This is a genomic window from Microbacterium sorbitolivorans (assembly GCF_003327285.1).
Taxonomy (GTDB): Bacteria; Actinomycetota; Actinomycetes; order Actinomycetales; family Microbacteriaceae; genus Microbacterium; species Microbacterium sorbitolivorans.
Window position 1 is genome coordinate 97,918 of the sequence record NZ_KZ848476.1, and the last position, 24,939, is coordinate 122,856.

Sequence of the window (24,939 nt, forward strand, 5' to 3'; positions counted from 1 at the left end):
AGGAGAGCCGGATGGACACGCCCTACGCCTCGCACGGGGCGGTGTCCATCCGGCTTATTCGTTCCCGGGACGCCCGCCCCCTGCAGCAGTCGCTGATCGATAACCGCTCGTGGCTCGTGCCATGGGAGGCGACGAACCCCGACGGCGCCGTGCCGATGGAGATGCGCGGCGCGATCCGCCGGCTCCTGCAGCAGTACCGCGACGGCAGCGGCGTACCGTTCGTCATGGAATACAACGGCGAGATCGCCGGGCAGCTGAACGTGTGGGGCATCTCGCGCGGCTCGATGTCGTCGGGCACGATCGGGTACTGGATCGACGAGAGGTTCGCGGGCAAGGGCATCACGCCCACCTCCGTCGCGCTCGCGACCGACCTGTGCTTCCGCAGCCTGCGCCTGCACCGCATGGAGATCTGCATCCGCCCCGAGAACGCGCCGAGCCTGCGCGTCGTCGAGAAGCTCGGCTTCCGCTACGAGGGCTACCGCGTGCGGTACATCCACATCGACGGCGAGTGGCGCGATCACCACGCCTTCGCGCTGACGCGCGAGGACGTGCCGCAGGGCGTGTTGCAACGCTGGATCCGCGGGCAGGTGCCCGAGGGAATGGGATCCGTGCCGGGTTCGATTCCGGTTGGCCCGACGGGCACCGAACCGGCGTAGGCTCGGGCGTAGCGCACATCCGCGCCGCCTTGCAGAAGGGATTCACCTCATGCCCACGCTCGCTAAGAACATCGTCGATTCTCTTCTCGCGAGTGGGGTGAAACGCGTCTACGGCCTGCCGGGCGACTCGCTCAACGGCTTCACCGACGCGCTGCGGGTGACGTCGGGCATCGAGTGGGTGCACGTGCGCCACGAGGAGGCGGCGGCGTTCGCCGCGGGGGCCGAGGCGGCCCTCACGGGCGAGATCGCGGTGTGCGCCGGATCCTGCGGCCCCGGCAACCTGCACCTCATCAACGGCCTCTTCGACGCGCAGCGCTCGCGCGTGCCCGTCCTCGCGATCGCGGCCCACATCCCGAGCGACGAGATCGGATCCGGGTACTTCCAGGAAACCCACCCGCAGGAGCTCTTCCGCGAGTGCAGCGTCTACGCCGAGTACGTGTCGAACGCCGCGCAGATGCCGCGCATGCTGCGCATCGCGATGCGCGAGGCAATCGAGAAGCGCGGCGTCGCCGTGCTCGTGATCCCGGGCGACATCGCGCTCGCCGACGTCGAGTCGCAGATCGAGGAGGTGCGCGGATACGCCTCGCGCGTCATCCCCGCCGAGTCGCAGCTCGAGAGCGCCGCCGAGATCCTGAACAGCGCGAAGAAGGTCACGATCCTCGCGGGAGCGGGCGTTGAAGGCGCGCACGACGAGCTCATCGCGATCGCCGACCGCCTGCAGGCGCCCGTCGTGCACGCCCTGCGCGGCAAGGAGTTCGTCGAGTACGACAACCCCTTCGACGTGGGTATGACGGGCCTCATCGGCTTCTCGTCGGGCTACGCGGCCATGCGCGAGTGCGACGCGCTGCTGATGCTCGGCACCGACTTCCCGTACCAGCAGTTCTATCCCGAGAACGCGAAGGTCATCCAGGTCGACATCCGCGGCGAGCAGATCGGCCGCCGCACGCACGTCGACGTCGGGCTCGTGGGCGGCACGGCCGAGACCGTCGAGGCGCTGCTGCCGCGGCTGACCGAGGACAAGGACAGCGGCCACCTCGACGCCGCGGTGAAGCACTACCGCCGCGCGCGGAAGGACCTCGACTCGCTCGCGACGCCGTCGAAGCGCACGATCCACCCGCAGTACCTCGCGAAGCTCATCAACGACCACGCCGACGACAACGCGATCTTCATCCCCGACGTGGGATCGCCCACCGTCTGGGCCGCGCGCTACCTCACGATGAACGGCCGCCGCCGGCTCATCGGATCCTTCACCCACGGATCCATGGCGAACGCGCTCTCGCAGGCGGTCGGCGCGCAGGCGCAGGATCCGTCGCGCCAGGTGATCGCGCTCGCGGGCGATGGCGGGCTCGCGATGCTGCTCGGCGAGCTCATCACGCTCACGCAGAACGGCCTGAACGCGAAGGTCGTCGTGTTCGACAACGCGTCGCTGAACTTCGTCGAGCTCGAGATGAAGGCGGCGGGCTTCGTGACCTTCGGCACGGGCCTCGAGAACCCCGACTTCTCGAAGGTTGCCGAGGCGGTCGGCATCAAGGGCATCCGCGTCGAGAAATCGGCCGACCTTCCGGCCGCGGTCGAGGAGTTCCTCGCCCACGACGGCCCCGCGGTGCTCGACGTGACGACCGAGCGCCAGGAGCTCTCGATGCCGCCGACCATCACGATGGAGCAGGCGAAGGGCTTCGCGCTCTACGCGATCCGCACGGTGCTTTCCGGTAAGGGCGACGAGCTGATCGACCTCGCGAAGACCAATCTGCGGCAGTTGTTCTAGACACGCCGTGCGGACGGGCTCCGTTTAGGCCTGATGGCCTACCGTTTATCGCATGGGTGGGCAGATTCTCGGTGGCGGTGTTATCGCTCTAGTTGTCGTGCTGCTGTGGCTAATCTACCTCTTGCCGACCTGGTACGCCCGGGTGCGCGATAACGCCGCCGAGCGCAACGCGGTGCGCCTCAACCAGGCGCTCCGCGTGCTCGCCGAGTCGAGCGAGGCGTCCGATGATGTGCGGATCCAGCTCTCGACCCGCGAGGTCGCGCGCCAGCAGCGCCTCGTGAAGAAGCTCGAGGCCGAAGACGCGCGCCTGCGCGAGGAGTACGAGCGCGCCGAGACCGAGCGCCGCCGCGAGGAGAACGAGGAAAAGCTCGAGCGCACGAGGCGCGACGCCGAGGCGGCCCGCCTCACCCGGGCCCTCGAGGCCGAGGAGCGCAAGCGCGAGATCGAGGCTCTCAAGAGGGATCCGCGAGTGCGGCTGCAGACGGCCCGTCGCCGGGGGCGGCTCGCCGCGACCGCGACGACGATCGCCGGCCTCGTCGCGATCGGGCTGGGGACCTGGCAGGCCATCGCCACGGGCGTGTGGGCGTGGCTCGCGGTCGGCGTCGTCGTGACGGCCCTCGGCATGCTCGCGCTTCGCCGCATGGCCGCCGTCGCCGAGCGCGCGCGCCGTGCCCCGATGACGGCCCCCGTCGCGGTGCAGGAGGCGCGCGAGCGCCCCGAGCCCGTTCTCCTCAACCCCACCGACCGCGGCTGGGTGCCGCGCCGCCTGCCGGCGCCGCTCACGGCGACCGCCGGATCCCGGGCCGCCGACGAGGTGGCCGCCGCGGGTGCGCGCGAGAAGCTCGAGCAGGCCGCCCGCGAGGAGGCCGCCCGCCAGCGCCTCGCCGCGAGCCAGCCGCGCCCGATCTCGCTCGACGAGCACCGCGAGGAAGACGCCGAGATCGAGCGCCAGGTGCGCGAGATGCTCGCGCGACGCGCCGCGGGCTAGCCCGATTTTTCATTTGCAGGCTCGACCGGTAATGTAGATCGAGTTGTAAGGGGCTATGGCGCAGTTGGTAGCGCGCTTCGTTCGCAATGAAGAGGTCAGGGGTTCGAATCCCCTTAGCTCCACCAAAACCGAAGGGCCGGTCAGGATTCTGACCGGCCCTTTAGTCTTTTGTCCGACTAGTCTTTCGCGCGACTGGCGTAGCCCCCGTCTTCGAGCCCTGCCTCGATCTCGAAGCGGTTGCGGAGCGGATCCCGCCCGGCGAGCGCGTAGAGCACCGGCAGGAGCAGGCCGTAGCGGCGCCATTGGCGCACGTGCACGAGCTCGTGGGCGATGACGCGCGGGCTCTCGCGGGACGCATGCGTGAGGTAGCAGCGGCCGATGCAGACGCCGCCTCGCGCATGCGTCCAGCGGGGCATGCCCCGAAAGACGAAGAGCTCGCCGTGCCTCTCGACGCGTCCCGTGCTCCAGATCCCGCCCCAGACGAATCCGAACGCCGTCGCGATGACAAAACCGGCCTGCCTGATGCCCACGTCGTCTCCCTTGTTACGCCACTCCCATGCTTACACCGTCGGCAGCCCGAGGTGTCCGCGGAGCGTTGTCGTGTCGTATTCGCGGCGGAAGCGGCCGCGGGCCTGTAGTACGGGGACGAGGTGGTCGACGATGTCGTCGATGCCGCCGGGCAGGGTGGGCGGCATGAGGTTGAAGCCGTCGGCCGCGCCGGCGTCGACCCAGCGTTCGATCTCGTCGGCGACCGATTCCGGCGTGCCGACGAAGGTCGCGTGACCGCCACCGGCGGCGAGGTAACCGAGCAGCTCCCGCACCGTGGGGCGCCTGCTCTCGATGATCCGCAGCACCGTGGCGTACCGGCCCTTCGGCCCCGTGAACTCTTCGAGCGGCGGGAGGGGCGGCACCGGCGCATCGAGGTCCCACCCCGAGGTGTCGGTGCCGACGAAGGACGACAGCTGTTGGAGGGCGTCGGCCACGGGGAGCCGCTCGTTGAGCTCGCGCTGCTTCCGCCTCGCCTCGGCCTCGCTCGAGGCGAGGTAAGTGACGAGCCCCGGCATGACGGCGATGCCGTCGGGGTCGCGGCCGGCGGCGCCCGCGCGCGAGCGGATGTCGGCGCGGTAGGCGAGGGCCGACTCGAGGTCCCACGCGACGGCGTAGATCCCCTCGGCGTATCGCGCCGCGAGGTCGCGCCCCGGCTCCGAGGCTCCCGCCTGGAACAGCACGGGGCGCCCCTGCGGGGTGCGCGGCACGTTGAGCGGCCCCGCGACCTCGAAGCTTGCACCGCGGTGATCGATGGGCCGCAGCCTCGAGGCGTCGACGTACGCGCCCCGCGGGTCGGCGGTGATCGCCTCGAGGGGCCACGAATCCCAGAGACCCTGCACGATCTCGATGAACTCGTGCGCCGTCGCGTAGCGCTCGTCGTGCCCGGGGAGGGCGGGCATGCTGTGGTTCCGCGCCTCCTCGTCGGTCATCGAGGTGACGACGTTGATGCCCGCCCTGCCCCGCGAGATGTGGTCGAGGCTCGCGAGCAGGCGGGCTGCGTGGAACGGATCCCAGAACGTGCTCGACACCGTCGTGACGAGCCCGACCCGTTCGGTCGCGCGGGCGATCGCGGTCAATACCGTGATCGGCTCGAGGTGCCAGACGGGCCCGCGCCGGGCGGCGTCGATCGAGAGCGACTGCCCGTCGGCGAGGAAGATCGCGTCGAGCTTGCCGCGCTCGGCCGTCCGCGCGAGCGACTCCCAGTAGGCAATGTCGCCGAGGCGATCGACGCCGGATCCGGGCACCCGCCACGCGGCGGAGTGGTGGCCGACCGCGTGGGCGAAGAGGTTCAGCCGAACATGCCGGGGCATTAGTCCTTGACCAGCCCGCCGTCGACGACGAGGTTTTGTCCCGTGATCGCGCGCGACCACGGCGAGGCGAAGAACAAGATGGCGTCGGCGAACTCGGCGGGCGTCGTGACCGAGAGGAGCGGTGTGCCGGCCGCGATCGCGTCGAAGACCGCGTCGGGCGTCGCGGCGCTCGCGTCGGTCGTGCGCAGCAGGCCGCCGCTCACCATGTTGACGGTGACGCCGCGCGGGCCGAGGTCGGCCGAGAAGGTGCGCGTGAGCGACAGCAGCGCCGCCTTCGCGGCGGTGTAGTCGTGGTACGGCACGACGGGGTACTGGAATAGGTTCGTGCCGACGTTGATCACGCGACCGGATCCGGCCTCGTCGAAACCGGGGAGGGCGGCCTGGACGGTGTGGAGCGCGCCCTGCACGGCGCTCGCGAACTGGCCCGCGAAGGCGGGGAAGTCGATCTCGTCGGCCTTCGCGCGGGCGTCGCCGTTGAACGAGAAATCGGCGAGCGCGTTGTTGACCACGGTCGTGACGGGCGCGCCGAACGCCTCGCGACCGGCAGCGAAGAGCGCCTCGACCTGGGCGCGGTCGCGCACGTCGCCCCGCACCGCGACCGCGCGGCCCGGGTGGGCGGCGACGATCTCGGCGGCGGCGTCGGCGCTCGTGACGTAGTCGATGACGACGCGGGCGCCCTCGCGCAGGAACGCCTCGGTGATGGCGCGGCCGAGCCCGCGGGCGCCGCCCGTGACGAGGACGATCTGGTCGGCGATCGCCGGAATGGTGCGGGTGGTGGTGGTCATGCGCGTGCCTTTCCTTCTACGGCGAAGGAAGGCCGCACCACACCAAGAAGGCGCATAGCGAGCCGGACAATCCCTTCGCCAGTACTAACTGGATCAGGTTCGACGGGTGTAGTCTCAGCCGCTTTCCGCGGCACCCCGTGTCACTGCCCGCAAGCCTAGCGCGGTTCGACCCGCAGCGCGGTCGTCTTGGCGGTTGGCGTGAGGAACGAACTGGTGACAGGTTCGGTTTAGGCCGCGAGTGTGAGCGGCTCGGCTAGCTTGGCTTCGAACTCGATGGGAGTCAACCCGCCGAGGGTGTCCTGGGCGCGCTGGCGGTGGTACTTCCGCTCGATCCAGACGACGATCGCGAGACGCAGCTCCTGCCGTGTTGTCCAGCGCTGCTGGTTGAGGACGTTGGTCTGCACGAGCGACCAGAACGACTCCATGGCCGGGTTGTCCCCGGCGGCGCCGACACGGCCCATCGATCCGACCATGTCGTGGCGGCGTAGCTCGCGGGCCATGGCACGACTGCGGAACTGGCTGCCCCTGTCGGCGTGCAGGATGCACCCGGCGATCTCACCGCGGCGGGCGACGGCGTTGCGGACGGCATCGACGGCGAGCTTCGCGGTCATCCGGTCGCTGATCGAGTACCCCACGATCCGGTTGGAGTGGCATCCTTGATCGCGCAACAGTAGAGCGTGCCTTCGCTCGTCCAATGCTCCGTGATATCCGTGAGCCAGAGCCGATTCGGCGCGTCTGCGCGGAACACTCGTTGCACGTGATCGTCGAACACGGGCGGGCCGGCCTTCTTGCCCTTCCCGCGCCGTCGGCGCTGCGCGGACGAGAGAATCCCGGCCTGCGAGCACAGCTTCCACGCCGTCCGCCGACTCATCCGCCACCCCGCCCGCCGCGCTTCGTCGGCGAGGTATCGATAGCCGGACGTCGGGTCGTCGTGGTGCGCGTCGTGCAGCGCGTTGATCCGATACGCGCGGAGCACATCGGCATCCCGCACCGGGTCGTTTCGCCAGCGATAGTAGGGCTGGCGGGCGAGCGTGAGGACCCGGCACGACACCGTCACGGGGATCCCCGCGTCGGCGAGCTCAGCAACGAGCGGGTACGTCATTTTGGGGAGCCACCGAGTTTCAGGTTCGCCTGCGACAGATACGCCGCCGCCCTCCGGAGCACCTCGTTCTCCTGCTCGAGCAGCCGGATTCGCTTCTTCAGCTCACGGGTCTCAGCCGCGTCCGCGGCGGTCTGGCCAGGACGGTTGCCTTCCTCGACGTCAGCTTGGCGGAGCCAGTTCTGCAACGTTGCTTCGCTGATACCGAAGTCAGTGGCGATCTGTTTGATGGTGACGCCGCTCTCACGGCTACGAGCGACCGCGACAACGTCCTCGCGGCACTCTCTGGGATAGGGACCGGGCATGATGACATCCTCCCCGCCAGCGCCTCCCGGCACTAACGATCAGTTGTCACCGATTCGTTCCTCACGCCCCTCCTCCCGATAAGCAGCGGTAGTGTCCGGTGAGGGTTCCCCATGTGGGATGCACGCCACCTCTCGGTCAACTGGCCGGATCTCCGCCGCTCAGGTGGGCGAAGTGGCGACGGACGATGGTGGCGGCGCGGTGCGGCGGCATCCGGTCGGGCTCGGAGGCTCGAGCGACTGCGAGACCGTCGAGGACGGCGAGCAGATGCCCGGCTTCCTCGGCCGCGTCGAGCTGTGGGAAGAGGTCGGCGATGAGGCCGCGCAGGTAGTTCTCTGTCAGTGACCATCCGGCAGCAAAGGCATCGGCGACGGCGCCACACTGCGTAGCCTTCGCTGCGAACCACAACCAGACGATCGTGGCGTTAGTGTCCCCGGCCTCTCCATCGGGAGCCTCAATCGCGTTGGCCAGGAGTTGACAGAAGGCGAGGAATGCAGCAGCTGCCCCCTCCTCGGCCAGCACCCGATGGGTCAACTCTTCAGCACGCGACTTGAACTGGGCGGTTACGTGATTGGCGGCGGCGACCAACAGAGCATCCTTGGTGGCGAAATGATACTGAACGGCACCAATAGAGACACCTGCCTCAGCAGCCACTCGCCGCACTGACAGGCCGTCAAGACCGTCACGGACCAGCACTTGCACGACAGCGTCCATCACCAGCTCCCGGACGGAGTTGCGGCCACTTCCGGTCATTGCTACGGTATCCATACGTTCGTATGGTACATGAGGGGGACGTAGTGAATCGATACCGCGCCGGAGCCGTGGCTTGGATGGCCAGCGCTGTGATATTCCCTGTGCAGCTGCTGGTCGCGCGGCGGTGGCCCCAGGGGTACTCGGTGACGCACAACGCCATCAGCGACCTCGGGGTCGTCGGTTGTGGGCAATTCTCCGAACAGGGCCAGCAGGTGCGCGACGTTTGCTCTCCATGGCATCCGCTGTTCAACGCCGGCATGGCCGCATCCGGTGTGCTGATCATGATCGGCGCGATCTTGATGTACGGCTGGTGGGACAGCCGCTCAGGTCGAGCTGGGATGATCTTGATGGCGCTGACCGGGCTCTTGGTCTCGATCGTCGGCCTGGCGCCGTGGGACATATATCCCGGGGCGCACGATAGTGCCGCACTCGGCCAAGCGGTCGCACAGTGGCTGGCAATGGGCATGCTCGCCGCAGCTGCTGGGCCGGGGCGCTTCCGCCAGCTCACAATTGTGGCCTTGGTGGTGTCAATAGTCGGGTTCGCAGCGTTCCTCGCGGCGCTGGAGGGGGCCGAGGTGCCTTGGTTGGGGCTCGGCGGCGCCGAACGGATCTCCTTTGACACGCTTAGCCTCTGGACGGCCCTTGCCGGTGTAGCTCTCATGACAAGCCGCGGAGTTCGCGATAAGGCTTCAACCAGCGCCTGCTGACAGATCGTCGGTCCAAAACAGAAGGGGGCTCACCGTTCCCGCTACGTGTTGGCGATCGTCTTGCGGGACGCCGTCCCGCAGCCATCGCTCCGGAGCCACAACGACGGGGCCGCCATCAAGCGTCGGAAGATCCCCGCCAATGAGCGGACGAAGTCACACGACAGGGGTGCCGTTAACGCTCGTCGCAACCACGAATCGGCAGGCGTTTTTGGTGGAGGTTGGGTTGATTGACAGCCGGTCGACGTTATGGTCTTGCAACCAGTGGAATAATTGCCGCATGATTCGCGTCGTGCTGTTCGACCTCGACGGCGTCATTCGTCACTTCGATCGGGATTACACGACCGGCATAGAGCTCAGACACGGGCTGGCTCCCGGGTCTCTCGAAGGCATCGCTTTCGCGAAACCATTGATTGAAGCGGTAACCACTGGTCGGATCTCCAGAGCCGAGTGGATCCGACAGGTCGGTGACCGTGCCGGTAGCGTCCAGGCTGCTGACGAGTGGGGAGTCCAACCTGCAGCCCTAGACGTCGCCGTCTTGGAGTTGGCCGACAAGGTGCGCAGCCTTGGTCTTCGAACGGCAGTGCTCACGAACGGTACGGACACCATCCCCGCGGAGGTCGCTGCGATGGGCATTGCGAAGAGGTTTGATGCGATCTTCAACTCGGCGGACATCGGCTTCACGAAGCCAGATGTGCGTGCCTTCAGACACGTCTTGGATGCACTTGACGTGGGACCAGGCGAGATCTTCTTCACAGATGACTCTGCATCGAATCGTTCCGGTGCTGCCAGTCTCTCGATGCGCACCCATTTGTTCGAGGGCGTCGAAGGCCTTCGAACTCGGCTCATCGCCGAGGGCGTCGCAGTTTGAGCAACACGGCTCACACCCATTCGGCGTAGAAGGTGATGTTTGAGCACCTGCCGATAACGATCGTTTCCGGCAGAACGAACGTGCCGCGCGCTGGCGCCTGCCGGAAGCGACTCTTGAATCGGAGACGCAACGGGCACGACCGTCACCCATAGGCTCTTTTCATGAATGTGCAGCGTCCGACCCCCGGAACGATCGTCCGCATGCAATGGCGCAAGTGGGATGGCTCTCTGCACTGGGGTGGGCAGTGTGTCTATCTTGGTTCGGATGACCGCGGTGATTGGCTTGGGAAGAAAACCGGGTGGAGGTACACGCGCCCGGGGGCAGAGTACACGGCGGAGAATATTGCCGTCACGTTGCTCCCGGTTGGGCATGCCGATCATACGGTGACCTTCAACCGGCGGCACCCGCGGGCACTCGGCGTATATGTCGATCTCGCACATGCTCTTCGATGGGAGCACTCCGGGCTGGTGACCGGTATCGACATGGACCTTGATGTCGTTCAACGGTTCGACGACCGTGGAATCTACATCGATGACGGCGATGAGTGGCTGGAGAACCAGTGCCGGTACAAGTATCCGCTCGACGTCATCTCCCATCTCGAAACGCTCGCGATCTCCTTGGAGCGTCGATTGCGTGCTCACGTATCGCCGTTCGACGGCCCGACAGCCGACGCGTGGTTAGACCATTTGGAGGCGGCCGCAGTTATGCCAGGTTGAGGGCGGCGGCCCCAGTCACGGACTCGTGCAATCGCAGCCTGCCGGAAGCCGGTGATAGCTGGCGGTTATGGCGGGCGTTTGCGGGGTCAGCGCACGGACTTTTGCCCCGACCCTCCAGAAACGATCGTTTCCGGCGGAAGCATAAGCGGTGTGACGCGGCTTTGAGCCCAGCTCCTATGCTCTTATCTCATGAGTTATCTCGCTATCGTCGAACGCTTCGTCTCACATCACTTTCCGCACGCGAGTGTCGCGCTGCTCGCGGGAAGCACGGCTCGCGGAACGAGGACCTCGACCAGCGACATCGACCTTCTCCTTCTCGGTGAAGAGATCTTCGCCGACGACCGCACGAGCCTGGCGGCGACGTACCGCTTCGAGGACGAGATCTTTGAGGTCTTCGCGTATACCGAAGCGGGCTTCACGGTCTGGGCGAACCGCGGGTTCGAACAGCATCGACCAGTGATTGTCCAGATGCTTATTGATGGGATCGCTGTCCGTGGCGCAACCGAACACGAGAGGTACAAACACGAGTGGTCTTCTAAATACGCGGCTGGGCCGAGCCTTGACCCTGCGGAAGCAACGTTCCGTCGTTACGTCATAACGGACTTGCTGGATGACTATCGTGACGCAACCGACCCGGTTGAACGTCACATACTTGCGGCCCTCCTCTACGAGAAAACGGCTGAACTCATACTGCTCTCGAACTCGCGTTGGATCGGCGCGGGCAAGTACCTCCCGCGACGGCTCACAGAGTTCGATCCAGATCGCGCTTCCGCTTTGGCCACTCCCCTAACGGAGAGTCAGCACGATCGTTTTGCGACTCAGATCGAGATCGAACTCGACCGTGCTGGAGGTCGCGTTCAGGAGGGCTTCCATCGATAGCTCATCGCGCTGCTGCCGCGCCGACGCCGAACGCGCTTTCGTGGCCCGGTATCCGCGGGGGGGTAAGGAACCCCACCTCGGCCTGCCGCATCACACGGCACACGAGCTCGACCCCGAAACGACCACGCATCTTGTCGACGAACGCGATCATCTCTACGAGGGGCGGCCGAGCTCGGTCGCGAACAACATGCTCGCTGACCGGAGGATCTCGTTCGCCTTCTCCAACTCGGCGATCTGCTTCTTCAACCGCATACCCGACATCAACAAGCAGACGCACCTCATCCCCGAGGCCGTCGACGCCGCCCAAGAAGCACTCCTCATCGGACGATAATCGACGCGGGAACCACGACACTTATCGCTGCAAGTCATAAACAAAAAGTGGGGTGGGTGTCCGTAACGAGACACTCACCCCCCCTTTCGTGCGTCAGCTTAGAGGTTGACCGCGACCTCGTTCGGGAACGACGAGAGCTCCTCGCCCTCGGTGATGATCTCGCCCGTAGTCAGGTCGACCGACACGAGGCGCTGGTTCTCGACGTCGACGACGTAGGCGATGTCACCCACGGTGATCATGCCGGGGTGGGGCGTCTGCCAGTCGTCCGGTCCCTCCCACTCGCCGATGACGGGGAAGACCTCGCCCGTGAACTCCGACGTGGCCGGGTCGAACTCGTGGATCGATCCATCGGTCGCGAGCATGTAGAACAGTCCGTCGGGGCCGCGGCCCGCGCCGCGCCACGTGAACTCGACGTCGCCGAGGTTCACGACGTCGTAGGTCTCGGCCTCGGTGTCGATGACGGCGATGTTGTTCAGCAGGTAGCCCTCGTAGTCGGGGTCGTTCTTGTAGTCGCCGATCGCGATCGGGCTCTCCTCCGACACGTAGGCGTTGCCCATGCGGCCGAACTCGTCCGGCGCCGACAGCTTGATGAACTCGCCGTCCTTGAACATGAGGGCGCCGTTCTCGCAGCCGAAGATGGCGACCTCGCCGGCAGCGGTGCCCTCGCCGTGGATCGCGGGGCACTCGTTCGAGCTGGTGAGCTCGTGGTAATGGTCGTCGTGCGGCTCGAGCGCGATGGCGCCCGAGCGCGAGTCGGTCGTGCCGACGGAGGTGACGAGCGTGCCGTCGCTCAGCACGATCGAGACGCCGTGGTGGGCGTCGGGTGCCTCGTACTGCTGAATCTCGGGCAGGGCGCCGTTCGATTCGATGAGCGCGTCGGTGTCGAGGATGGTCGTCTCGCCCCAGCCGTCCGAGAACAGCACGGTCTTGCCCGCGTGGCGCACGACGTGGCCGGCCGCGTCGGCGGGAAAGAGCGTGTCGGTGAGGGCGGGCTCGGCGGTGTCGAGAACCTGGAAGCCCTCGGAGGTCGTCACAAAGACGTTGCGGCCGTCGCCCACGGCGTTCACGCGGGTGAAGTCCTCCGTCGGAAACGTCTCGATGATCTGCAGCGTGGCGGCGTCGAGGACGGCCACCTCGCCCTCGAGCGAGACGGCGACCCGCGATCCTGGGGCGACGTCTGCCGCGGTGGCGGCGGAGGTGGAGGAGGATGCGGGCTCGGACGCGGCGGGCTCGGCGGCCCCGTCGGACGCGCAGCCCGCGGCGAGCAGAGCGATGGCTGTGAGTGCGCTGCCTGCGAGGAGTCGTTGCTTGATGGACATGTTTTCCTTTCGAAAGGGAGCCCGGATCACGGGCTCAGGCCCTCGGTAATGCGCTCGGTGTTCGAACGCATCATGGCGAGATAGGTATCGGCACCGCCGCCTTCGGCGGTGAGGGATTCGGTGAAGAGCTCGACGACGTCGACGTCGATATCGGCCTCCGAGCTCAAGACCTGCATGAGGCGGTCGGGCTGCGACGACTCCGCGAAGATCGCCGGAACGCCGCTCGATTCGATCGCGCTCACCAGCTCGGCGAGGTCGGCCGCGGAGGGCGACGCAAGCGTGGATCCGCCCGGGATCGCGGCGCCGATGAGCTCGAACCCGAAGCGGTCGGCGAGGTAGCCGAACACGTGGTGGTTCGTGATGAGCGCGCGGTGTTCGGCGGGGATCGTCGCGAACTCGGCCGTCATCTCGGCGTCGAGCTCGTCGAGCTCCGCGAGGTACGCGTCGGCCTCGCTCTCGATGCCGAGCGAGTCGAGCTCGTCGCCGAGCGCCGCCACGACGTCGACCATGCGGGCGGGGTCTGTCCAGAAGTGCGGATCCGGCCCGCTCGCCTCCCCGGTGTAGGGCAGGACGTCGATGTGGTCGGCGGCGACGAACCGGTCGACGCCGGCGGCGCCCGCGGCCTCGAGGTGCTGCTCGACGCCCTCCTCGAGCCCGAGCCCGCTCGAGACGACGAGGTCGGCGCTCTGCAGCTTCGCGGCCTCCTGCGCCGAGATCTCGAACGAGTGCGGATCCGCGTTCGGCTTCATGAGGGTCGTCACCTCGGCGACATTGCCGACGAGCTGGCGCGTCACGTCGCCGAGGATGTTCGTCGTGACGACGATCTGGGGCTTCTCGCCGCCCGAGGCGTCGGCGCCGCAGCCCGCGAGGCCGAGGACCGCGAGGGCGGCGAGGCCCGCTCCGGCGGCCCTCATCGGCCGACCTCCGTGCCGACGGCGAGGCCCGCCGCGGGTGCGAGCTCGCGGGCGATGCGCGCGCCGTCGCGGTAGTCGATCTCGTAGACGAGGCCCGACTCGGGCGCGGTCAGGTACGCGCGCTGGATGTCGACGACGAGCGTCGACGCCTCATCGGCGATGGGCTCGGTGGCCCCGCGCTCGGATCCGTCGGGCCCGTACACGTGCAACACGCCCTCGTCGTCGATCGCGAGCACGTTGTCGTCGTTGTCGTCGGCCGCGATGACGGTGCGCAGCGTCGCGTCGACGTCGACGTGCGTCCAGGCCTTCGCGCGGGTGTCGAGCAGCCAGAAGCCGTTCTCGCCCGAGAGTGCAGACACCGTCGGGCGGCCCTTGCGGCCGTCGAAGGCGGTCGCGCGCTCGAAGCCCTCGGGCGCCTCGATCATCTCCATGCTCACGGATCCGGAATCGCTCGTCGCGAGCAGCGCCCCGTCGGCGCACCCGATTACGGTGCCGACGCGGGTCGCGATCGCGCCCGACGGATCCTCGCAGGCGACCGCGTCGCCCTGCGGCTCGCCGCTGGCGTCGTAGACGCGGGCCTCGGACCCGGCCGCGACGATTGCGTGATCGCCCGCGGGGGCGACGACACCCGAATCCTCGCCCGTGTCGATGCGGAACCACTCCGATACCTCGCCCTCGTCGAGGGCGGCCATGTCGAGGGCGACGGCGGTGCCGTCGGCGAAGAACATGCCGGTGGCGCCCTGGGTCGAGAGCTGCGGCGGCGTGATCGAGACGGGGCCGGAGCCCTCGACCGAGCCGCGCACCGACGGCGTCGTGCGGTAGAAGTGGAAGTGGTCGCCGTGGTCCCAGCTCCAGGCGCCGCCGTCGACGATGTCGATGCCGGAGGCGGTGGTGACGAAGCCGTAGCGGCCCTCGCTGGCGAGCGCCTCGGGGGCGCCGATCTGACCGATCGAGGTCTCTTCCTCCGACACGAGGTCGATGAGGCTGGCCTCGCCGCTGGCGGAGATCGTGAGGATGCCGTTCTGCGGCTCGCCGATCTCCTCGGCGCCGGCGCGGGCACCGTGCCCCGACTCGGTGGCCTCGGGTTCGACGGCGGGATCCGCGCTCGGCGCGGGCTGGTTGGCAGGCGCCTCCGCGGCGCATCCGGTGAGAAGGGTGATGGCCGCGGTCGCGGCGATCAGGGAACGACGGATCATGAAACGCTTTCCGGAACGGGGGTACGGGATTCGAGTGCGTGGGTGCGCGAGGCGGATCGCTGCACGGCGCTCGCCGCGGCGGCCGAGAGCGCCGTGAGGGCGATGGCGGATCCGGCGATCGAGGGGCCCGCGGCGGTCGCGGCGTGCCACGACACGAGCAGGCCCACCACGACCGAGACCATGCCGAAGGCGGCGGCGAGGATCATGGTCGAGACGATCGACCGGGTCCAGCGGCCCGCGGCGACCGCGGGGGCGATGAGCATGCCGACGACGAGCAGGGTGCCGACGGCCTGGTACGAGGCGACGACGGCGAGGGTCACGAGGGCCGTGAGGGCGATGTGCGCGAGGCGCGGGCGCAGGCCGAGCGTCGTCGCGATGCGGTCGTCGAACGCCGCCGCGACGAACGCGCGGTGCAGCAGCGCCGCGAGCACGAGGGTGACGACGAGGGCGGCGAGTAGCGTTGCGAGGTCGAGCCACGAGACAGCGAGCACGTCGCCGAAGAGCATGACGGTCGCGTCGGTCGCGAAGCTCCCGGAGTGCGACACGATGATGACGCCGAGCGAGAGCATGCCGACGAACAGCAGGCCGATGCTCGTGTCGTACGAGAGCTTGCCCCGGCGCTGCAGCATGCCGATCGCCCCGCTCATCGCGGCGGCGCTGACGGCGGCGCCGATGATCGGGGGAACGCCGACGAGGGTCGCGATCGCGACGCCGGGCAGCATGCCGTGGCCGATCGCCTCGCCGAGGAACGCCATGCCGCGCACGACGACCCAGGTTCCGACGACCGCGCAGATGGCGGCGATCAGCAGGCCGCCGAGCAGCGCGCGAACCATGAAATCTGCGGAGAAGGGGGAGACAAGCCAAGACACGAGAAACGAGCCTATACGTAAACGGTAACGGTTATCAATTACAGTGGAGGCATGTCTGTCGTGCTCTCCGCCACCGATCTCTGCTATTCCTACGCCGGGGCGGAGGTGCTCCACGGCGTCGACGCCGCGCTCCTGCCCGGGCGTGTCACGGCGATTATCGGCCCCAACGGCGCCGGCAAATCCACCCTCATCGAGCTCCTCGCCGGGGTCCGCGAGCCGTCCCGGGGAGGCGTTTCGCGCGCCGGCGAGGTCGCCCTCGTCGTGCAGCGCCCCAAGATCCCTCAGGCGCTGCCGCTCACGGTGCGCGAGACCGTCGCGATGGGGACGTGGGGGAAGCGCCGGCCGCGCCGCGAGGTGGTCTCAGCAGTCGAGGCCGCGCTCGACCGCGTGGGGCTCGACCACCTCGCCGAGCGCTCGCTCCACTCCCTCTCGGGCGGTCAGCGCCAGCGCGCCCTCATCGCCCAGGGGATCGCCCGCGACGCCGAGATCCTGCTCCTCGACGAGCCCGCCGCCGGCCTCGACGTGCGCAGCCGCCAGCGCACGCGCGAGATCCTCGCCGCCGAGGCCGCCGCCGGCAGGGCCATCGGCTGGGTCACACACGACGAGGAAGACGTCGACGCGTCCGACGACCTCGTGCACCTCGTCGACGGGCGCCGCGTCGCGTAGGCACCGCGGGGCTGTGGGATCCTGGAGGGATGTTCACGAGCCCCCTCTCGGCCTCGCCGTATGAGGTCCTCGGCGTCGCGCCCTCCGCGACCGACGACGAGATCCGCCGCGCGTACCGCGGGAGGGCCCGGCACACCCACCCCGACGTCGGGGGAGACGCGGCCGAGTTCATCCAGGTGCAGCAGGCGTGGGAGCTGCTCGGATCCGCGGCCGCGCGCGCCGCCTACGACCGCGGCGCGGGCGAGACGAGCTGGGCGAGGCGCGAGCGCGCCCGGCGCGGATCCCGCCTCGGGGCGAAGAGCTTCGGCACGGCCGGCGGGTGGCGGCGCGAGCTCTACGCCCGCATGGTCGGGGAGTGGGCGGGCGACGCCGACGTGTACTCGTCGCGCATCGTGCGCGAGGCGCCGTGGGATCAGCGCCGCCTGCTCGCCGACGCGCTCGCTGAGGAGGCCACCGCGGCGGCGATCGATCAGATGGGCATCGGCTTCACCGCCTGGCACGGCATCGACCTCGGTGACGAGGTGCTCGACCACGTCGTGCTCGGGCCGACAGGGCTCTACGCGCTCACGTCCGAAGACTTCGGCGGGCCCGTGCGCTTCCGCGGCGGCGAGCCGATCGGATCCGGAACCTCGGGGCAGACGCCCGTCGACGACCTCGTGCGCCGAGCGCGGGCCGTGGCGCGGGCCGCGCGCGTGCGTTTCGGCGGCGCGATCTTGATCCTCCCCGACGACGACCTCGGCGAGCCGGCGATCGTGCTCGGCGAGGCGCGCGGGATCCTCGTCGCGGCCGTTCGCCGGAGCGCGCTCTCGATCGCGCTGCGCCAGGGGATCCCCGGCGCGCGCCCCGTCGGCGGTAACGAGGTCTTCGACGTGCGAACGCGCCTCGCGGCCGCCGTGCGGGTGCGCTAACGCGCGTTGTCGATCTCGGACTGGAGCTCGGCGGCGAAGGCCTCGGCGGCATCGAGCGGTGCCGACTGGCCGGCCAGTACCTCCTGCGTGTAGCGCTGCAGGATCGTCTCGAGCGTCGAGGCACCGTTCGGGGCGACGAGCGGCGCCTCGCCCGTCTCGACCGAGGCCTCGAAGTCGATCGCGGCCTGCGCGGCCTCGGGGAGGTCGGCCGAGATCGCGTCGCGCACCTCGCTGTTGGCGGGCAGGCCGCGCTCGGTCTGGATGATCTGGCCCGCCTCGAGGCTGTTCGCGAGGAAGTCGGCGAGCAGGGCCGCCTCGGCGGGGTGCTCGCTCGTCGTCGCGACGCTCCAGTACATCGTCGGGCCGAAGAAGGCGGGGTGCACGCCTTCGGGTTCGGGCAGCTTCAGCAGGCGCAGCTCGGATCCGGTCGACTCCTGCAGGGCCGTGAGCTGGTTATCGGTCGCGACGCCGAGGGCCACCTGCTTCGAGGCGAGGGCGTTGCCCGAGATGCCCGCGTTGAAGCTCTCGGTGATCGCCGACGACGAGAGCATGCCGCCCGATGCCTGCAGGTCGAGCTCGAACTGCCACATGTCGGCGAGCGCCTGCGGATCCATCGCCACGTTGCCCTCGTCGTCGAAGAGCTCGCCGCCGGCCGAGCGGATCCAGTACCGCAGGCCGTGCACGTCGAAGCCGCCGGTCTGGTCGGACCCGGTGATCGCGCCGCCGCTCTTCTCGCTGAGTTCCTGCGCGGTCGCGGCGTAGTCGTCCCACGTCCAGGTGTCGTCGTCGGGAAGCTCGACGCCGTACTCGTTGAACAGGTCGACGTTCGCGACGAGCGCGTACATGCCGGTGCCCTGCGTGAGGCCGTAGAGCGTGCCGCCGACGCGGCCGAGGTCGAGCACGGCGGGGTCGATCTTCGAGGTGTCGATGTCGAGCTCCTCGAGGTCGCGCAGCGTGCCGCGGTCGGCGTAGGACGAGACGTAGAGGTCGCTCATCTGCACGAGGTCGGGCATCTCGCCGGCCGCGGTCTGGGTCGCGAGCTGATCCCAGTAGCCCGTCCAGTCGGCCGATTGCACGTCGACCGTGATGTTGTCGTATTTCGCTTCGAAGGCCGCGATCACCTCGGTCGTGTCCTGTACGCGGGCGTCGCCGCCCCAGAAGGTGAAGCCGATTGTGACGGGGCCGTCGCTCAGCTCTGCCGGGGCGCTGTCGCTCGAGCAACCCGCGAGCGTGCCGACGGTGATCGCCGCGAGCGCGAGCGCGCCCAGCCGCGTGATGTTCTTCTTCGAAGCAGTCATGCCAGGAAGTGTAGCGGGAAATCGGTTTCCGGCGGAAGTCGTTTTGTGCGCGCGCGCGGGGAGAAATCTACGCGCGCTCGGCGAGGAATCGGCGCGCGAGCGTCGGCAGGTCGGTGGGGTCGTCGCCGCGCAGCAGCATCGTGAGGAAGAAGCCGCCGACCCCGTCGATAACCTTGTAGCGCGGGGTGTCGCCCGCGTCCGCGACGAGCTCCTCGATGAGGTCGCGGCCGAGGTCGCTACCCTCGAGGATCGAGTGCACGAGGTAGATCACGAGTGCCGCGTGCTCGTCGTGCGTCGCGAGGCGCGCGAGGAAGTCGGCGCTGGCGTCGCCCGCGAGGGTGTCGGCACGCATGTCGCTTCGCACGTCGCGGATCCATTCGCGCACGAACGCGTCGGTCGCCTCGCGCAGGCCCTCCTTGGATCCGAAGCGCTTCATGATGAGCGCCGCGGAGACCCCCGCGTCGGCGCCGATGCCGCGCAACGGTGCCTCGAATCCCTCGACGGCGAAGCGCAGCACGGCGGCGCGGACGATCGGATCCGAGTCGGGAGAGGTCATCCCTCCAGAGTAAACAGGTGTTTACCCGCCAGGCAAATTAGTCGAGGCCGAGCTCGCGGCGCAGGCGGGCGACGTGGCCGGTCGCCTTGACGTTGTACTTCGGGAGCGTGATGGTGCCCGCCTCGTCGATCACGAAGGTCGAGCGGATGACGCCCTCGATGACCTTGCCGTAGTTCATCTTCTCGCCCCAGGTCGCGTAGGCGCGGTGCACCTCGGCATCGGGATCGCTCAGGAGCGGGAAGGTGAGGCCGTCGCGCTCGGCGAACTTCTTGAGCTTCGCGGGCTCGTCGCGCGAGATGCCGACGACGGCGTATCCGGCGCCCTGGAGCGAGGCGAGCGAGTCGCGGAAGTCGCATGCCTCGGTCGTGCAGCCCGGCGTCATGGCGGCGGGGTAGAAGTACAGAACCACCTTCTGGCCGCGGAAGTCGCTGAGCTTCACGGTCTCGCCGTCTTGGTTCAGGAGCGTGAAGTCGGGGGCTGCGGTACCGGGTTCGAGGCGCGTGGAAGTCATCAGATCAGCCTATCGGCGCGGTCTGGGAGAGGGGCCGCCGCCATCATCTCGTCGTATTCGGCCGCGGCCTCGCGGCGCTCGGCGCGAAGCTGCTCGGCCTCGCGGCGGAGGACGTCGAGCCGGTCTTCGTCGAGCTCATCGGCGGCCCGCCGGAGGTCTTCCTCGGCGTGCTCGGCCTCGAGGAGCACCTGCTCGGCCTCGCACGCGGCGGAGTCTTGGAAGAACACGCGGCTCATCGGTTCGTCGGTGACGACGTGGCCCAGCGGAGTCGTGAACTCGATGACGCCGCCCGCCACCTGCCGCACCTTCCAGCCCGCCTGGTGCTTCATCTGGTGGTGGGCGGGGCAGAGAGATTCGAGGTTGCCGGTGTGGGTCTCGCCGCCCTCGCTATAGGCGAGGCCGTGGTCGATGTCGCACGAGCGCGAGGGCACGTCGCACCCGGGCACGCGGCAGGTCATGTCGCGCGCGCCGACGATGCGGCGCTGCCAGGCGGTTGCTCGGTAGTGGTCGACCTTCTCGATGGATCCGTCGTCTTCTCGGAAGAAGATCCGTTCCCAGCCGGGGCTGTTGCCAGCGAGGATCCGGAGCGTGTCGGGCGGAACGAGCGTGCCGTCGTCCATCCACCCCGCCCCGATGTTCGGGTCGATGAGCTGCGCCACCGGGATCGTGACGTGAACCGTGGCCTGCACGCTCGAGAGCGATTCGCCGGTGCCGGAGGCGAGCAGTTGGTGGCCCGTCGGCTCGGCGGTGAGGAGCGTGTCGAGCAGGAGATCGGTGCGGATCTGACCGAGCGAGCGCACGTCGCTCGCGGCGATCGTGAACGCGTCCGTCGTGTCGACGGCGCCCGAGACCGGGGCCGTCCACCCCTGCTCGGGCAGGTGGCCGTGCGCGTTCTCGTAGATGCGGCGCGCACGCAGGCGGTCGTTACGGATCTCGCCCGCCCGCTTGCTCAGGATGTCGTATGCCGCGCGGATCTCGAGCGTGGGCCCGTAGACCATGAGCGTGCTCATGCCCTCGCCCTCGTCGCGGATGTACACGTGACGGCGGGCGCGCTCGGCCGCGTGGCGCTCGCGGAACGTACGCTCATCGAGATCGACGGCCCGCTTCGTGAGGAGGCGCCCGAGCTGCCGCGACGTGCGGCCGGGCGCGAGCTCGACGGCGGTGCGGTCGAGCTCGGCGCGGGCGTCGGCGTCGAGCCCCGCACCCGCGCGCACGACCTGCTCGGCGTGGCGGAGCGAGAACGACCCCTCCTGCAGGGCCGCGAGCGTCTCGGGGTAGTCGCCCTGGAGGCGCTCGGCGAGCTCGAAGTGTGCGCGTGCCTCGCCCGGCGCGACGCCCTGGGCGATCGCCACCTGCGCCGCGAGCGAGCGGCGGGCGTCGGCCCCGGCGTGGGAGTTCTTCGACGCCGCGGCCTGCGCGTCGGCGAGGGCGCCGAGCTGTGCGAGGAGGCCGGCGACGTGCCCCTCGACGATCGCCATCGCCTCGCGCGCGGCGCCCAGCTCGTCCATGATCGCGACAGCCTCGTTGACCTGCTCGGGCGTGAGCCCGGCCAGCTGGTCTTCGAACGTCTCGTTCATGCCCCCATTCTATCGAAACTAGATTCGATAAACAAGGGTTGATCTGTTCGAATATTTAAACTAGTGCTCCTCGCGCGAAGCGAAGGTCTCGAGCAGGCCGCGGAGCGAGGCGAGGCGCGCCGGGGCGACGTCGGCCTCGTCGAGGGCGCAATCGGGCGCGTCCGGCAGGTGCGTGCAGCCGCGCGGGCAGTTCTCGGCGGCCTCGGCGAGGTCGGCGAACGCGCGCAGGATGTTTTCCGGATCCACGTGCCCGAGCCCGAACGAGCGCACGCCCGGGGTGTCGATGACCCAGCCGGAGCCGGTTGCCGAGCGGTACCGCAGCGACACCGTCGACGAGGAGGTGTGGCGGCCGCGGCCCGTGACCTGGTTGACGTGGCCCGTCGCGCGCTTCGCGTCGGGCACGAGGGCGTTCACGAGCGTCGACTTGCCGACGCCCGAGTGGCCCACGAACACCGTCGAGTGCCCCTCGAGGGCGGCGCCGATCTCGTCGACGGGCCAGGCGTCCTGAGCTGAGCGGAACACGCGCAGGTCGTCGATGCCCTCGAAGTGGCTCAGGAACTCGGCCGGATCCGCGAGGTCGGTCTTCGTCACGACGAGCAGCGGGCGGATCCCCGCGTCGAGCGCGGCGACGAGGTAGCGGTCGACGAGTCGCGGGCGGGGCGGCGGATCCGCGGCCGCGACGACGACCAGCATCTGGTCGGCGTTCGCAACGATGACGCGCTCGACGTTGTCGGTGTCGTCGGCCGATCGGCGCAGGAGCGACGAGCGGTCCTCGATGCCGACGATGCGGCCGAGGGTGCCCTCGTCGCCCGACGTGTCGCCGACGATCTTCGCCCGGTCGCCCGTGACGATCGGCGTGCGGCGCAGCTCGCGGGCGCGGGCCGCCGTGATCTCGTGCTCCGTCTCGAGATCCTCGTCGATGAGAACGCGGTATCGGCCGCGGTCGACTCCGAGGATCCGGCCGATGATCGCGTCGCTGTGCGCGGGGCGGATCTTCGTGCGTGGGCGGTTCGCCTTCGGGTTCGGGCGCACCCGAATATCCGACTCGTCGAAGAACTCGTCGTCTTCGTCGTCGTCGGCGTCCCACCAGCTCGCGCTCACGCGCCCAGCATCCCCTGCCACATCGTCACGAACTCGGGCATGGTCTTGGCGGTCGTGCCGATGTCGTCGACGACGACGCCGGGAACTCTAAGGCCGACGAGCGCGCCGGTCGTCGCGAGGCGGTGGTCGTGGAACGCGCCCCACTCGCCGCCGTGCAGTGGCTGCGGGATGATGCGGATCCCGTCGGGCAGCTCCTCGGCGCCGCAACCGACCGCGCGGAGGTTCGCCACGAGCGCCGCGAGGCGGTCGGTCTCGTGTCCGCGGATGTGGCCGATGCCGGTGAACGACGACGGGCCGTCTGCGAAGGCCGCGAGCCCGACGAGCGTGGGCGTCAGCTCGCTGACGGCCGATAGGTCGAGATCGACCCCGTGAATGACGGATCCGCCCGTCACAGTGACGGCGCCGGCGCGGCGCGTCACGCGGCCGCCGAGCAGCGAGAGCAGGTCGGTGAGCTGGTGACCCGGCTGGGTCGAGTGCGCCGGCCAGTTCGGCACGGTCACGGATCCGCCGGCCACCATCGCGGCCGCGAGGAACGGCGCCGCGTTCGACAGGTCGGGTTCGATGTCGATCGTCTTGCCGCGTGGCGCGCCCGCGGGCACGATCCACTCGCCGGGCGCGACGCGCTCGACGTGCACGCCGCGGTGCGCGAGCGTCTCGATCGTCATCTCGATGTGGGGCACGCTCGGCAGGCGCTCGCCGCGGTGGATCAGGTGCAGACCCACGTCGAAGCGCGGCGCCGCGAGCAGCAGACCCGAGACGAACTGGCTCGACTCGGAGGCATCGATCTCGAGCTCGCCGCCGCGGATGTGGCCGCGGCCGTGCACCGTGAACGGCAGGCTCCAATTGCCGCCGTCGTCGATGTCGACGCCGAGGTCGCGCAGGGCCTTGATCATCGTGCCCATCGGGCGGTGCAGCGCGTTGTCCGCCGCCGTCAGGTGCACGTCGCCCTCGGCGAGGCCGAGGAGCGGCGCGATGAAGCGCATGACCGTGCCGGCCTGGCCGCTGTCGATCGTGCAGCCGCCGCGCAGGGGCGGCGCCGGCGTGATCGTGAGGTCGTCGCCGAAGGATCCGGTGCCCGGCACGCGCTCGACCCCGACGCCGAGGGCGCGGAGGGCCTCCTCCATGCGCGACGAGTCGGCGGAGTGGAGGGGCGACTGGAGCCGGCTGGGGGAGTCAGCGAGCGCCGACAGGATCAGCTCACGGTTGGTGAGCGACTTGGAACCCGGGACCTCAACTGTGGCCTCGAGGGGCACCGAAACGGTGGGCGCGTCAAAGCGGCCGGCATGCGGCGCGGCCGCTGCGGCGGACGTTGGGGAATAGCCTCGCGTGGTCATCGGTTCAACCATAGTGAAGTTTTCGAGAGGAGCGCCTATGTCAGCACCCGTGTGCGTCGCCGACGATACCCAGCGGCTCGTCGACGAACTCGGCGTAGTGTGGCCAGGGATGGACGACATCGATCAGACCCCAGCCGATCCGCGGACGCAGTTCGAGGAGCAGGCCCTGCCGTTCATGGACCAGCTCTACGGCGCGGCCATGCGCATGACGCGCAACCCGCAGGACGCCGCCGATCTCGTGCAGGACACCTTCGTGAAGGCGTTCGCCGCGTGGAGCCGATTCACGCAGGGAACGAACCTGAAGGCGTGGCTGTACCGGATCCTCACCAACACCTACATCAACGGCTATCGCAAGAAGCAGCGCGAGCCGTACCAGAGCGCGATCGACGACCTCGAGGATTGGCAGCTCGGCGGCGCGGAATCGACGACGTCGTCGAGCCACCGCTCCGCCGAGGCTGAGGCGATCGACCACATGCCCTCGTCCGCGGTGAAGGACGCCCTGCAGGAGCTCAAGGAGGATTTCCGCATGGTCGTCTACCTCGCCGACGTCGAGGGCTTCGCCTACCAAGAGATCGCAGACATTATGCAGACGCCGATCGGCACGGTCATGAGTCGTCTGCACCGCGGCAGGAAGCTGCTGCGCGAGAAACTACAGGATTACGCGGCTGAGCGAGGCATCGTCGCGGCACAGACAGGAGCAAAGAAGTGAACGATTGCGGGTGTGAGAAGGCACGCGCCGACCTCGAAGCGTTCGTGCGGGGTGAGCTCGACTACTGCCACACGGCGCAGGCCGAGATTCGCGAGCACATGGAGACGTGCACGGGCTGCCAGAACGAGGCGACCGTCGCGCGCACGATGACGGTCGCCATTCAGCGCGCCTGCCGCGAAGAGGTGGCGCCCGACGAGCTCCGCCGGCGCATCGTCTCGAGCCTGAAGGACGTGCAGGCGGAGCCTCACTGAGCGACATGACAAAAAGAGCCG

General features: G+C 68.9%; 26 protein-coding genes, 1 tRNA gene, 1 pseudogene and 1 riboswitch. Of the genes and pseudogenes, 13 read left to right on the forward strand and 15 right to left on the reverse strand.

Translation table 11 applies throughout. The annotated features are described in order from the left end of the window. The first annotated feature begins 11 nt into the window (after positions 1-11). From DTO57_RS11950 to DTO57_RS11965, 4 genes are all read left to right on the forward strand, one after another. A complete protein-coding gene (locus tag DTO57_RS11950) occupies positions 12-656 on the forward strand; it encodes a GNAT family N-acetyltransferase (RefSeq protein WP_114118466.1) in 645 nt (214 codons plus the stop codon). 49 nt (positions 657-705) lie between these two features. Next, complete coding sequence (gene poxB, locus DTO57_RS11955; protein ID WP_114118467.1) at positions 706-2,421, forward strand: ubiquinone-dependent pyruvate dehydrogenase; 1,716 nt, start codon at positions 706-708, stop codon at positions 2,419-2,421. 52 nt (positions 2,422-2,473) lie between these two features. Beyond that, positions 2,474-3,409 carry a large exoprotein gene (locus DTO57_RS11960; RefSeq protein WP_114118468.1) on the forward strand — a complete coding sequence of 312 codons (936 nt, stop codon included), beginning with the start codon at positions 2,474-2,476 and terminating at the stop codon, positions 3,407-3,409. A gap of 49 nt (positions 3,410-3,458) precedes the next feature. Then, positions 3,459-3,534 (forward strand) — tRNA-Ala (locus tag DTO57_RS11965). 51 nt (positions 3,535-3,585) lie between these two features. Here the strand turns inward: DTO57_RS11965 and DTO57_RS11970 are convergent. The 5 genes and pseudogenes from DTO57_RS11970 to DTO57_RS11990 form a co-directional block, all read right to left on the reverse strand. After that, complete coding sequence (locus tag DTO57_RS11970) at positions 3,586-3,939, reverse strand: Fe-S oxidoreductase (RefSeq protein ID WP_114118469.1); 354 nt, start codon at positions 3,937-3,939, stop codon at positions 3,586-3,588. Between the two features lie 30 nt (positions 3,940-3,969). Beyond that, the gene (locus DTO57_RS11975; protein WP_114118470.1) at positions 3,970-5,268 is read right to left on the reverse strand and encodes an LLM class flavin-dependent oxidoreductase; all 1,299 of its coding nucleotides are present in this window, start codon (positions 5,266-5,268) and stop codon (positions 3,970-3,972) included. After that, positions 5,268-6,053: a 3-oxoacyl-ACP reductase gene (locus DTO57_RS11980; protein WP_114118471.1), complete on the reverse strand. Its 786-nt coding sequence runs from the start codon at positions 6,051-6,053 to the stop codon at positions 5,268-5,270. Before DTO57_RS11980 ends, DTO57_RS11975 begins: the two co-directional genes overlap by 1 nt. Positions 6,054-6,105: 52 nt before the next feature. Further along, a riboswitch (TPP riboswitch) is annotated at positions 6,106-6,201 on the reverse strand. Positions 6,202-6,280: 79 nt separating this feature from the next. Then, a pseudogene (locus DTO57_RS11985) lies at positions 6,281-7,457 on the reverse strand (IS3 family transposase). Positions 7,458-7,593: 136 nt separating this feature from the next. Beyond that, the gene (locus DTO57_RS11990; RefSeq protein ID WP_051997857.1) at positions 7,594-8,223 is read right to left on the reverse strand and encodes a TetR/AcrR family transcriptional regulator; all 630 of its coding nucleotides are present in this window, start codon (positions 8,221-8,223) and stop codon (positions 7,594-7,596) included. Positions 8,224-8,285: 62 nt separating this feature from the next. Between DTO57_RS11990 and DTO57_RS11995 the strand changes: the two genes are divergently transcribed. The 5 genes from DTO57_RS11995 (at position 8,286) to DTO57_RS14720 (ending at position 11,709) form a co-directional block, all read left to right on the forward strand. Continuing rightward, the gene (locus DTO57_RS11995; RefSeq protein ID WP_244909104.1) at positions 8,286-8,915 is read left to right on the forward strand and encodes a DUF998 domain-containing protein; all 630 of its coding nucleotides are present in this window, start codon (positions 8,286-8,288) and stop codon (positions 8,913-8,915) included. A 277-nt stretch (positions 8,916-9,192) separates the two neighbouring features. Continuing rightward, the gene (locus DTO57_RS12000) at positions 9,193-9,783 is read left to right on the forward strand and encodes an HAD-IA family hydrolase (RefSeq protein ID WP_114118472.1); all 591 of its coding nucleotides are present in this window, start codon (positions 9,193-9,195) and stop codon (positions 9,781-9,783) included. 161 nt (positions 9,784-9,944) lie between these two features. Next, positions 9,945-10,499 carry a DUF402 domain-containing protein gene (locus DTO57_RS12005; protein ID WP_114118473.1) on the forward strand — a complete coding sequence of 185 codons (555 nt, stop codon included), beginning with the start codon at positions 9,945-9,947 and terminating at the stop codon, positions 10,497-10,499. 189 nt (positions 10,500-10,688) lie between these two features. Next, positions 10,689-11,378 carry a nucleotidyltransferase domain-containing protein gene (locus DTO57_RS12010; protein WP_114118474.1) on the forward strand — a complete coding sequence of 230 codons (690 nt, stop codon included), beginning with the start codon at positions 10,689-10,691 and terminating at the stop codon, positions 11,376-11,378. 40 nt (positions 11,379-11,418) lie between these two features. Next, a complete protein-coding gene (locus DTO57_RS14720; RefSeq protein ID WP_229730605.1) occupies positions 11,419-11,709 on the forward strand; it encodes a hypothetical protein in 291 nt (96 codons plus the stop codon). Between the two features lie 98 nt (positions 11,710-11,807). Here the strand turns inward: DTO57_RS14720 and DTO57_RS12020 are convergent, their stop codons facing one another. The 4 genes from DTO57_RS12020 to aztB are packed head-to-tail and all read right to left on the reverse strand — an operon-like array spanning position 11,808 to position 16,007. Beyond that, complete coding sequence (locus DTO57_RS12020; protein ID WP_114118475.1) at positions 11,808-13,028, reverse strand: hypothetical protein; 1,221 nt, start codon at positions 13,026-13,028, stop codon at positions 11,808-11,810. 26 nt (positions 13,029-13,054) lie between these two features. After that, positions 13,055-13,942, reverse strand: coding sequence for a zinc ABC transporter substrate-binding protein AztC (gene aztC / locus DTO57_RS12025; protein ID WP_114118476.1), 888 nt, complete (start codon positions 13,940-13,942; stop codon positions 13,055-13,057). After that, positions 13,939-15,138: an ABC transporter gene (locus DTO57_RS12030; RefSeq protein WP_114118477.1), complete on the reverse strand. Its 1,200-nt coding sequence runs from the start codon at positions 15,136-15,138 to the stop codon at positions 13,939-13,941. The genes aztC and DTO57_RS12030 overlap by 4 nt, the downstream gene beginning before the upstream one ends. Beyond that, positions 15,135-16,007, reverse strand: a complete 873-nt coding sequence (gene aztB, locus DTO57_RS12035; RefSeq protein ID WP_114118478.1) for a zinc ABC transporter permease AztB — start codon at positions 16,005-16,007, stop codon at positions 15,135-15,137. The genes DTO57_RS12030 and aztB overlap by 4 nt, the downstream gene beginning before the upstream one ends. A gap of 51 nt (positions 16,008-16,058) precedes the next feature. Here aztB and aztA point away from each other — a divergent pair, with 51 nt between their 5' ends. Then, entirely contained in the window at positions 16,059-16,673 is a 615-nt protein-coding gene (gene aztA / locus DTO57_RS12040; RefSeq protein ID WP_114118479.1) for a zinc ABC transporter ATP-binding protein AztA, read from the forward strand. 29 nt (positions 16,674-16,702) lie between these two features. Further along, complete coding sequence (locus DTO57_RS12045; protein WP_114118480.1) at positions 16,703-17,581, forward strand: J domain-containing protein; 879 nt, start codon at positions 16,703-16,705, stop codon at positions 17,579-17,581. On the opposite strand, the gene DTO57_RS12050 is transcribed toward DTO57_RS12045, so the two are convergent. The 6 genes from DTO57_RS12050 to aroA all read right to left on the reverse strand — a co-directional run bounded on the left by DTO57_RS12050 (position 17,578) and on the right by aroA (position 23,958). Beyond that, a complete protein-coding gene (locus tag DTO57_RS12050; RefSeq protein ID WP_114118481.1) occupies positions 17,578-18,879 on the reverse strand; it encodes an ABC transporter substrate-binding protein in 1,302 nt (433 codons plus the stop codon). The two genes, DTO57_RS12045 and DTO57_RS12050, sit on opposite strands and share 4 nt — an antisense overlap. Before the next feature lie 67 nt (positions 18,880-18,946). Next, a complete protein-coding gene (locus DTO57_RS14515) occupies positions 18,947-19,435 on the reverse strand; it encodes a TetR/AcrR family transcriptional regulator (RefSeq protein ID WP_187346624.1) in 489 nt (162 codons plus the stop codon). A gap of 37 nt (positions 19,436-19,472) precedes the next feature. Continuing rightward, positions 19,473-19,946 (reverse strand): thioredoxin-dependent thiol peroxidase, encoded by a 474-nt coding sequence (bcp, locus tag DTO57_RS12060; RefSeq protein ID WP_114118482.1) that lies wholly within the window; start codon positions 19,944-19,946, stop codon positions 19,473-19,475. Then, positions 19,946-21,523 carry an HNH endonuclease signature motif containing protein gene (locus DTO57_RS12065; RefSeq protein WP_114118483.1) on the reverse strand — a complete coding sequence of 526 codons (1,578 nt, stop codon included), beginning with the start codon at positions 21,521-21,523 and terminating at the stop codon, positions 19,946-19,948. The genes bcp and DTO57_RS12065 overlap by 1 nt, the downstream gene beginning before the upstream one ends. Before the next feature lie 60 nt (positions 21,524-21,583). Next, positions 21,584-22,624 (reverse strand): ribosome small subunit-dependent GTPase A, encoded by a 1,041-nt coding sequence (gene rsgA / locus DTO57_RS12070; protein ID WP_114118484.1) that lies wholly within the window; start codon positions 22,622-22,624, stop codon positions 21,584-21,586. Then, positions 22,621-23,958: a 3-phosphoshikimate 1-carboxyvinyltransferase gene (gene aroA / locus DTO57_RS12075; protein ID WP_114118679.1), complete on the reverse strand. Its 1,338-nt coding sequence runs from the start codon at positions 23,956-23,958 to the stop codon at positions 22,621-22,623. The genes rsgA and aroA overlap by 4 nt, the downstream gene beginning before the upstream one ends. A 109-nt stretch (positions 23,959-24,067) precedes the next feature. Here aroA and DTO57_RS12080 point away from each other — a divergent pair, with 109 nt between their 5' ends. Both DTO57_RS12080 and DTO57_RS12085 read left to right on the forward strand, forming a co-directional pair. Continuing rightward, a complete protein-coding gene (locus DTO57_RS12080) occupies positions 24,068-24,667 on the forward strand; it encodes a sigma-70 family RNA polymerase sigma factor (protein ID WP_187346627.1) in 600 nt (199 codons plus the stop codon). After that, a complete protein-coding gene (locus DTO57_RS12085; protein WP_114118486.1) occupies positions 24,664-24,918 on the forward strand; it encodes an alpha-ketoglutarate decarboxylase in 255 nt (84 codons plus the stop codon). Before DTO57_RS12080 ends, DTO57_RS12085 begins: the two co-directional genes overlap by 4 nt. Positions 24,919-24,939 lie beyond the last annotated feature (21 nt).